This window comes from Desulfofundulus sp., assembly GCF_049701015.1.
In the GTDB taxonomy this organism is placed as follows: Bacteria; Bacillota; Desulfotomaculia; order Desulfotomaculales; family Desulfovirgulaceae; genus Desulfofundulus.
Map to the genome: position 1 here is coordinate 1 of NZ_JBNATZ010000111.1, position 7,814 is coordinate 7,814.

Genomic DNA, 7,814 nt, shown 5'->3' on the forward strand with positions numbered 1-7,814 from the left:
AGGATAATGGTGTTTCCCTTCTCGTCTGCAATAACCATGGGAGTGGCCGGTACCCCGTAAAGGTGGAAAGTTACCATCTGCAGTTCAGGGAAGGCACGTCCCATACCATCGCAATCCACAAGGGGTATACCCAGACGTGCGGCCACGGCAATAGGGATCATGGAATTTACCCCGCCTGCTTCAATGGGCAAAGTGGCAAAAATATCCTTGCCCAGGTAGCTCTTAAGCACGTTAAAGGCCCGAAAAACTTCTTCACCGTTTGGCACCTTTTCGATCAGGACGGTAGGAGCTCCCATCATGGCCGTTGGCACCACCACCGCTTCATCCGGAACCTCGTCGGGGCTTATAAGCGTGACCGGGCCACATTCTTTTACGGCCTGGAGAGCCATAAGTTTTCCAAGGTAGGGGTCGCCACCCCCACCGGTACCCAGGAGGGCGGCACCTATGGCAATGTCTTCAATGGTCTGCGCGTCAATCCTGGTCATTTTAATTCCTCCTTACGCTTCCGAATCTATGAAACGAATGGTTTTCTGACCGCTAAGGACAGCACATAACTTCATGCCCACCCAGTAAACTATTCCGGCAGAGAGCAGGGAATTCAGGGCTGGAATACCGCCCTTGACAAAATAACCTACCAGGAAGCCTGTCAGCCAGGCCAGTAAGGCCACAGGATTTAAACGTTCAGAAACTGCCGGCAAATTGTTCTGCAGGCGGCTTTCCTCCAATTCCTTTCTGAACCTTTTGAGTATAAAATAGTCAACCACGATAATACCTGCGATGGGAGGTACAGTTACTCCCAGCAGGACCAGGAAGTTAATAAATTTATCAAGTATGCCCAACATTGAGAGTGTAGTCCCCAGTATGCCAATAATAAGGGTAATGACGCCGCGATTGGCTTTATATCCGAAAGCCGCATCTATAAAGTTCGTAACTCCTAAGGAGGCAACATAGAGGTTCAGATCATTTACTTTAATTGTTGAAAATACTACCAGAAGAGCAGCCAGCCAGCCTCCGAGTTTATACATAATCACAACTATATCACTGCTCCCGACCGCATGAGACATCATAACCCCGAGGAAATTGATTATGATCTCCCCCAGCAACACGCTCAACAACGTCATCCAGAAAACATCTCTGGCATTGCGGTTGAACCTGCTGAGATCAGGTGTTACAACTGCGCCCACCATAAAGCCGCCGGCAACCATGGTGGCTCCCACCCCTATACTCAAAGGCGAACCCGCGGGAGCAGAATTAAGCAATTCCGGGATATTAAAATGTCCCACCATTTGATAGGTTGCGTAAAATAAGGCCAGTAAAAAAGCAGGTACAGCTATATTGGCCGTATAGCTCAGCATGCGGTAACCATAAACTACGATTATGGTAATAGCCAGGCCGGTGATGAGAGCCATGATCTGAAAATTGCCCCTGCCGCCAAAGGCAGTAATAAGCCCCCTGGCAAAGATGGAATTTTGAATACCAAACCATCCGACACAGGAAATACCCATGATAAGCCCGATGAGACTGGAACCGAGTTCTCCAAAGCCTGTCCACCTGGTAAGAAAGCTGGTGGACATCCCTTCCCAGGCCCCAGCCACACCCACCAGAAAACTTACAATTTCCAAGATTACTACCCCGAGTATTGTGGCCAGTATGGCATCTCTTACTGTCATCCCATGCCCCAGGACAGCTCCTGTTATGAGAAGAGGCAAGCAGACAACCCCTCCAAAACGAATCATGAAAACCTCCCACATGGGACGCCGCGCACCCACTGGTATGCGGCTCAAAGCGAAATCGTCATTACTTTGTTTAAGCACTATTACCCCGCCTCCTCCGAAAATATTCTGGACGGCGCCACTACTAGAGCAACATCCATACCAGCATTCTGAGAACCGGAAAAGAAGGCGGGTAACGGATTTCCGGCGGCGGGCGGGGGTCAAGAACAGGAGATTCACGAATCAAAGATGCGAATTATAAAGCCATTAGGAGTTAAATTTCTCATCTGTTTCTTATATTTCTCTTGTTTTCTCATGCTTCTATGGTGTAGAATAATTGAGAATAAGTTCGAAAGCTCAAATACGAAAAAGCGGGAAAGTATGGTGTTGAGCTTTGAAAGGTAAATTCAAAGTAGATTCTTTTTTCCATAACCTCGCCTCGTTATTCAACTGCCAGATAATCTGGTGGACCGCTGATCAAATGCGCGGAATTTTTACCCCCTCAAAACTACCGGCTCCTTCACTGGAGCACCTCAGGAGATTTCTCTCTTTTCCCCATCCGGTGGTTGTCAGGAGAGGGCAACATCTCCTCTGCACAGATTGCCCCGATAAACAGTCTTGTGCCTGGCACTATGAATTTTTTGTCCCCCTTGAACTTGAGGGTGAGGTAACGGGTATCGGGTGGCAGTTTGGAAGGCCTGAACCCTTTACCGGTAATACTTCCTGGCTCAAGTTCATGGTAGATATAAGCAGTCTCCTGTCTGCCATCCTGCAAGAGGAGAAAAACAGGTCCCGGGGAGAGCTTTCGCGGCAAGCGGTGGAATTATGCGGTCAACTGCTGGGGGAAGGACTTATCCTTTTTGATAACCGGGGCGAACCGGTTTATCAAAACGAAATTGCCAACGAACTGAATCTAAAGAAGCACTTCAGGGAAGGGACCGATATAAATAAACTGCTCCAGAACAGGAAAGAAACGGAACTGCTATTGAATAATTCTTTAGCCGTACGCTTTCGCCCGTTTTATTATGGTGGCGACTACCTGGGAGCAGCGGTATTTACCCGGCGGGAAAAGCGGGAGGTTAAAAACGGCTCTCTGGAGTCCCGAAAACAGGCAGGATTGCCGAAGGTAATTTGCAAAAACCACAAACTCGTCAAGGCTATATCTATCGCCCAGCAGGTGGCGCTTACTGATTCCACCATTCTGCTGCGGGGAGAAAGTGGTACGGGGAAAGAGATGTTCGCCCGGATCATCCACGAGAACAGTCCGAGAAAAAAGGGGCCGTTTATAGCTATTAACTGCGCAGCCATTCCCGAGAACCTGTTAGAAAGCGAGCTTTTTGGTTATGAAGAGGGATCCTTTACCGGAGCACGCAGGGGAGGTAAGCCGGGTAAGATAGAACTGGCTCACAGGGGTACACTCTTCCTGGACGAGATTGGCGACATGCCACCGGCTCTTCAGGCCAAGCTTTTGAGGGTGCTTCAGGAGAAAAAAATTGAAAGGGTGGGAGGAACGAGGCCCGTTCCCATCGATGTCCGAATCATTGCCGCCACCCACCGCAATTTAGAAGAAATGATTGCCACCGGACAGTTCCGGGAGGACCTGTTTTACCGGTTAAGCGTAATTCCCATCTATATTCCCCCTTTACGGGAAAGAACGGAAGACATCGAACTATTGCTTTATTATTATCTAAAGAAATACTGTATCCTCCGCAACAAGGACTTTAAAACCTTTACCTGGGATGCCCTGCAGCTATTGAAGTCCTACCCCTGGCCGGGGAATATCCGGGAACTGGAAAACACCGTGGAATACATTGTAACGGTAGACGATAAAGAAGAAATCGGGGTGGACAGTTTACCCTTGCCCATCAGAAGATTCTACCCGCCCCAATCTTTATCTGAAAAGAAAAATTCACCTGCCGGCAAGGTCAGCCGCGAAGAGCTGGCCGAGCTCCTGGCACGCTTCGGATATTCCACAGAAGGGAAGAAGGAGCTGGCCAGGTACCTGGACATCAGCCTGGCCACTCTCTACAGGTGGCTGAAAAAATATAAGCTGTAAGAGGTGCATGGAATGCAGGCCATAGACGATAAATTGATAGAACCCCTCCTCTACGGAGGTATATTTCTCGGGTCCGGCGGCGGAGGGAAAACCAGAGTTATGGCTCTTCTTTTGCAGGAACTATTGGCTGATAAAGGTGCGGTCAGGCTAATTCAACTCGAAGACCTGGAACCGGAAGGTTTATACGCCGCTGTGGCCATAATGGGGTCCCCGGAATTAGCCGAAGAAAACCTGCCCGCCGGACACGAAGGGGTTAAAGCTTTAGCAAAGCTTAAGGGCTTGACAGGAAAAGAATTCCTGGCCCTGATAACGGTGGAAGGTGCGGGTGTGAATATCCTGTACCCTCTCCTGGTAGCCAGGAGAACGGGGCTTCCTCTGGTGGATGCCGATGCCATGGGGCGCGCCTTTCCTGAATTGCAGATGACGACTTTTCACTTTGCCCAGCTTACGGGTACTCCACTGGTCCTTATTGACAGCCGCGGCCGGGAACATATCTTTTCCGAAGAAGACAATTTTTTGCTGGAACTGAACACCCGCCAGGTGGTTGGAGAAGGAGGCGGGGTTGGTTTTTTCGCCGGCTTTCCAACCACGGGCAGCGTACTGAGAAGAATACTTATTCCCAGGACCATTTCTTTTGCGGCTGAACTGGGCAGCGTCTTTATTAATCCCGGTTCTTACTCCCAACTATTGCGAGATCTTGTGCTTATCTCCAAAAATTCGCTTTACGGCAGCGCAATTGAACTCTTCACGGGGTTTGTCCAGGATATCGGTAAAATAGAAACCCTCAACTGGCGAACTATCACCTTGAGGGGGAGCGGTCCCTATACGGACGAGGATTTTAAAATCCTTATTCAAAACGAAAATCTTATTGCTTACCGGAACAACCGGGTAGCAGCCATGGTTCCCGATCTTATCTCGCTCATAGACCTGGAAACGTTAAAACCCTTAAACAATAACGACGTAACACCGGGTATGGAAGTAGCGGTGATTGGCATGCCTGCACCCGTCCAGCTGAAAACCAAAAAAGCCCTTAATGTGGTAGGGCCCCAATGTTTTGGTTATAAATCTGGATACGAACCTCTTGAGAAATTATATTTCGCCTACTATTATAATTAATTTATTACCCAATCAGGTGTGGTGTTCAACAGTGCGGGGAAATCTTGTCCTGATTTTTCAAGAAGAAGAAATACACCTGCTTTTTGGCCGGGACGGAATTGTACTGGCATATGAACAATATCCCGGTACTGTCCAGTCCGGGAACCTTAAGAATTTTCTATGTAAGAACGGGATCACTCCTGCAGATATTGAAAGGGTTCTTGTCGTAGCCGACCTGACAACCCTGCTCTCCGGAGCCAAAAACCCCGCAGGTTATTTCCGCCTCTCTCCCGCTCCTATCGAACTTTCGCCGGTTAATGAATTGAGAAAGAGAAAAAATTTAAAGCTCTACAGCTTTCACTTACCTTCACCGGGCCAACCGGGATTTCGCCCTCAACTGGAAAGAGCCCTGGCAGAGCTGGCGGAACTACCGGTTAAGAGCATCGCCGTGAATTCCGCCTTTTCTCCCATCGACTCCGGCCCTGAGCAAAAACTCGTGGAGACGGCCGAAAAGCTTTTTCCGGGGAGGTTCAACTTTTACCTTTCATACCATTATAATGTCTTGAACTTCCTCTTGAGGGAAAATGCACTTTTGATCAATACTTTTCTCCTGGAAAGCGTTAAATCTTTCCAGTTCCGGCTGGATGATTTGCTCACCTCTTCCGGCATATCAGCTCCTCTTTATTTTTTAAAAGGCGATGGTACCCTGACCAGTTGCCGCGTGGCAACTACTTTTCCCCTGTTGACCTGGCAGGCTGATGTTTCTTCCTGCCTTCTGGGAGCCAGCTGGTGGCTCGGCCAGGGCGATACTTTTGTCGTTCTGCCCGGTAAGTCGGGGTTAAAATTAAGTATCACAGAACGTTATTTGCCCAAACTAACGACTGGTTTTGCGAATTTTTACGGGGCAGAACTTGCCGGCAGCTACCCTTACGTGATTAATTTTAAAGAAAAACCGGCTCCCCACAAATGGGAAGAAACCCTGGACGCCCTGAACCCTTTCCCGGGTCCCCTCCCCCTGGTCTGCATGGCACAACCCGCAGAGGTTCCCCGGATATTCCGGTACCCGGTTTTGCTGCCACCAGCAGCTTCTATCTTACAGGGAGCCGGAGTGCTTGCCGCACCCTACGGAGTAGAAATAGAGAAGGTTTTTTTCTTCTCCGACCACCGCCGGATTCAGGTGGAAAAGCAGGAACTCTGGGATATGGCCCTATGGCAACTGAAGAAAGATGGAGTGGAGCTTAAGGAAATCAGCCATCAATTTGAGGAAATCCCTTTAAGGTACCTGCCGCAAAACGCCTGCAGGTTAAGGCTAAAAGTCCTGGGGCGGTTTTAGACAACCGTCCCCAGGCATACCAGGCGATAAGTTTTACCAGGAGCGGGGTCAAGTTGGGCATATCCTTAAAGGACTTCATTTTTTAGAAACATATTCACTGTCCCGCAGATAAAAACGTAAAGGCAAATCAACCCCTTCTTTTATGCCGATGCGGGTTGTCGTAACCACCGGCAGGGGTTTTCCCTCCCCCCGGCAGAGGAAAAGAGGGCCTTCAGTTAAATTGCAACCGTTATGCTCCCGTGTAATGCCCATGGCCTGCACCAGACGGGCCGGTCCGCTGCATAACTCGGTAAGCTTCTCCCGTCCCCGCCTGGCCCGCATCAGCCCAATCCCTGCCACCGGCTCCAGCGCCCTGATCAACACCGCTTCGCCAACCCCTTCTTCACGGGTGACCACGTTAAAGCAGTAGTACATGCCGTAAATAAAATAAACGTAGGCATGGCCGGGCGGGCCGAACATCACCCGGTTGCGGGGTGTCATACCCCTCGAGGCGTGACAGGCGGGATCCCCCTGCAGATATGCCTCCGTCTCCACAATCAGGCCGGCTGTCAAACCTTCTCTGCTGTCGTGGACCAGATACTGCCCGATCAATTCCCGGGCCACCAGAACGGTATCCCGCTCGTAGAAAAAACGGGGCAGGACCCTTGAGAAATCGATTGACAAATCGATTTTCCTTCTCCCCATATCATCCCCTGTATACGGTCTCCCCTCGTAAATGTTTAATGATCCTTTTTACCCAAAAGTTTTAATAAATCCGGGAGATCTAGGGTATTCACCACATCGTCCGGACCCAACCAGGCCCGGCGAGCCACGGCAACCCCGTAGGGCATCTCATCCAGGCGCCTTAAATCGTGGGCATCGGTATTTACAGCCAGCTTGACACCGTAATCCCGGGCCAGGCGGGCATTGTGGTCGTTGAGGTCCAGGCGGTCGGGTGAAGAATTTATCTCCAGGATCTTCCCGTATTTGGCCGCCGCTTCCAGAACCCTTTCGAAATCCAGTTCATAGGCCTCCCGCTCGCCCAGGAGGCGGCCGGTGGGGTGCCCGATAATGTCCACGTGCTCATTTTCGATGGCCTGCAGGACCCGCCCCGTCAGGGTCTCTTTATCCTGCCGAAAGCCGCTGTGTACCGAAGCCACTACCACGTCAATTTCCGCCAGCACTTCATCGGGAAAATCCAGCCCCCCCCTGGCCAGAATATCCACTTCAATTCCCGTGAGGATGCGAAAGTCGTTTTCCTTTTCGTTCAATTCCTTTATCAGGCGGTGCTGTTCCCGCAGACGCTCCAGGGAAAGACCCCGGGCCACGGTGAGCGAACGGGAGTGGTCTGTAATGGCCACGTAACGGTACCCTTTTTCCTTGGCCCGCTGCACCATCTGGAGGATGGAATTGGCCCCGTCGCTCCAATCAGTGTGAACGTGCAGGTCACCCTTTATGTCGTTAACCTCCAAAAGCCGGGGCGGAACCCCCAGAGCAGCCAGTTCGAGCTCTCCCCGGCCTTCCCGTAATTCAGGAGGCACTGGCCACAACCCCAGCCCGCGGTAAATACACTCTTCCTCGGGTGGCAGGGGTACTCCGGGGAATGGGGGAACGGGGGCGGATACTTCTTCAGGGGCCT

At 50.7% G+C, this 7,814-nt stretch carries 7 protein-coding genes; 3 read left to right on the forward strand and 4 right to left on the reverse strand.

The window, feature by feature from the left end:
* A partial coding sequence (locus tag ACPLUI_RS08185) for a DUF917 domain-containing protein (RefSeq protein ID WP_424659779.1) occupies nt 1-485 on the reverse strand: 485 nt, incomplete at its 3' end.
* Between the two features lie 12 nt (nt 486-497).
* The gene (locus ACPLUI_RS08190) at nt 498-1,814 is read right to left on the reverse strand and encodes a purine-cytosine permease family protein (RefSeq protein ID WP_424659780.1); all 1,317 of its coding nucleotides are present in this window, start codon (nt 1,812-1,814) and stop codon (nt 498-500) included.
* A gap of 460 nt (nt 1,815-2,274) precedes the next feature.
* Between ACPLUI_RS08190 and ACPLUI_RS08195 the strand changes: the two genes are divergently transcribed.
* The 3 genes from ACPLUI_RS08195 to ACPLUI_RS08205 are packed head-to-tail and all read left to right on the forward strand — an operon-like array spanning nt 2,275 to nt 6,196.
* Nucleotides 2,275-3,768: a sigma-54 interaction domain-containing protein gene (locus tag ACPLUI_RS08195; RefSeq protein WP_424659781.1), complete on the forward strand. Its 1,494-nt coding sequence runs from the start codon at nt 2,275-2,277 to the stop codon at nt 3,766-3,768.
* Between the two features lie 12 nt (nt 3,769-3,780).
* On the forward strand, nt 3,781-4,884 hold the full coding sequence (locus ACPLUI_RS08200; RefSeq protein WP_424659782.1) for a DUF917 domain-containing protein: 1,104 nt from the start codon (nt 3,781-3,783) through the stop codon (nt 4,882-4,884).
* A gap of 31 nt (nt 4,885-4,915) precedes the next feature.
* On the forward strand, nt 4,916-6,196 hold the full coding sequence (locus tag ACPLUI_RS08205; protein WP_424659783.1) for a hypothetical protein: 1,281 nt from the start codon (nt 4,916-4,918) through the stop codon (nt 6,194-6,196).
* A gap of 75 nt (nt 6,197-6,271) precedes the next feature.
* On the opposite strand, the gene ACPLUI_RS08210 is transcribed toward ACPLUI_RS08205, so the two are convergent.
* Nucleotides 6,272-6,880, reverse strand: a complete 609-nt coding sequence (locus tag ACPLUI_RS08210; RefSeq protein ID WP_424659784.1) for a DNA-3-methyladenine glycosylase — start codon at nt 6,878-6,880, stop codon at nt 6,272-6,274.
* Between the two features lie 35 nt (nt 6,881-6,915).
* On the reverse strand, nt 6,916-7,814 hold an 899-nt coding region (locus tag ACPLUI_RS08215), incomplete at its 5' end, for a PHP domain-containing protein (RefSeq protein ID WP_424659785.1).

Coding starts and splice junctions, on each gene's coding strand:
- ACPLUI_RS08200 (WP_424659782.1), top strand. CDS start 3,781: ATGCAGGCCATAGACGATAAATTGATAGAACCCCTCCTCTACGGAGGT.
- ACPLUI_RS08210 (WP_424659784.1), bottom strand. CDS start 6,880: ATGGGGAGAAGGAAAATCGATTTGTCAATCGATTTCTCAAGGGTCCTG.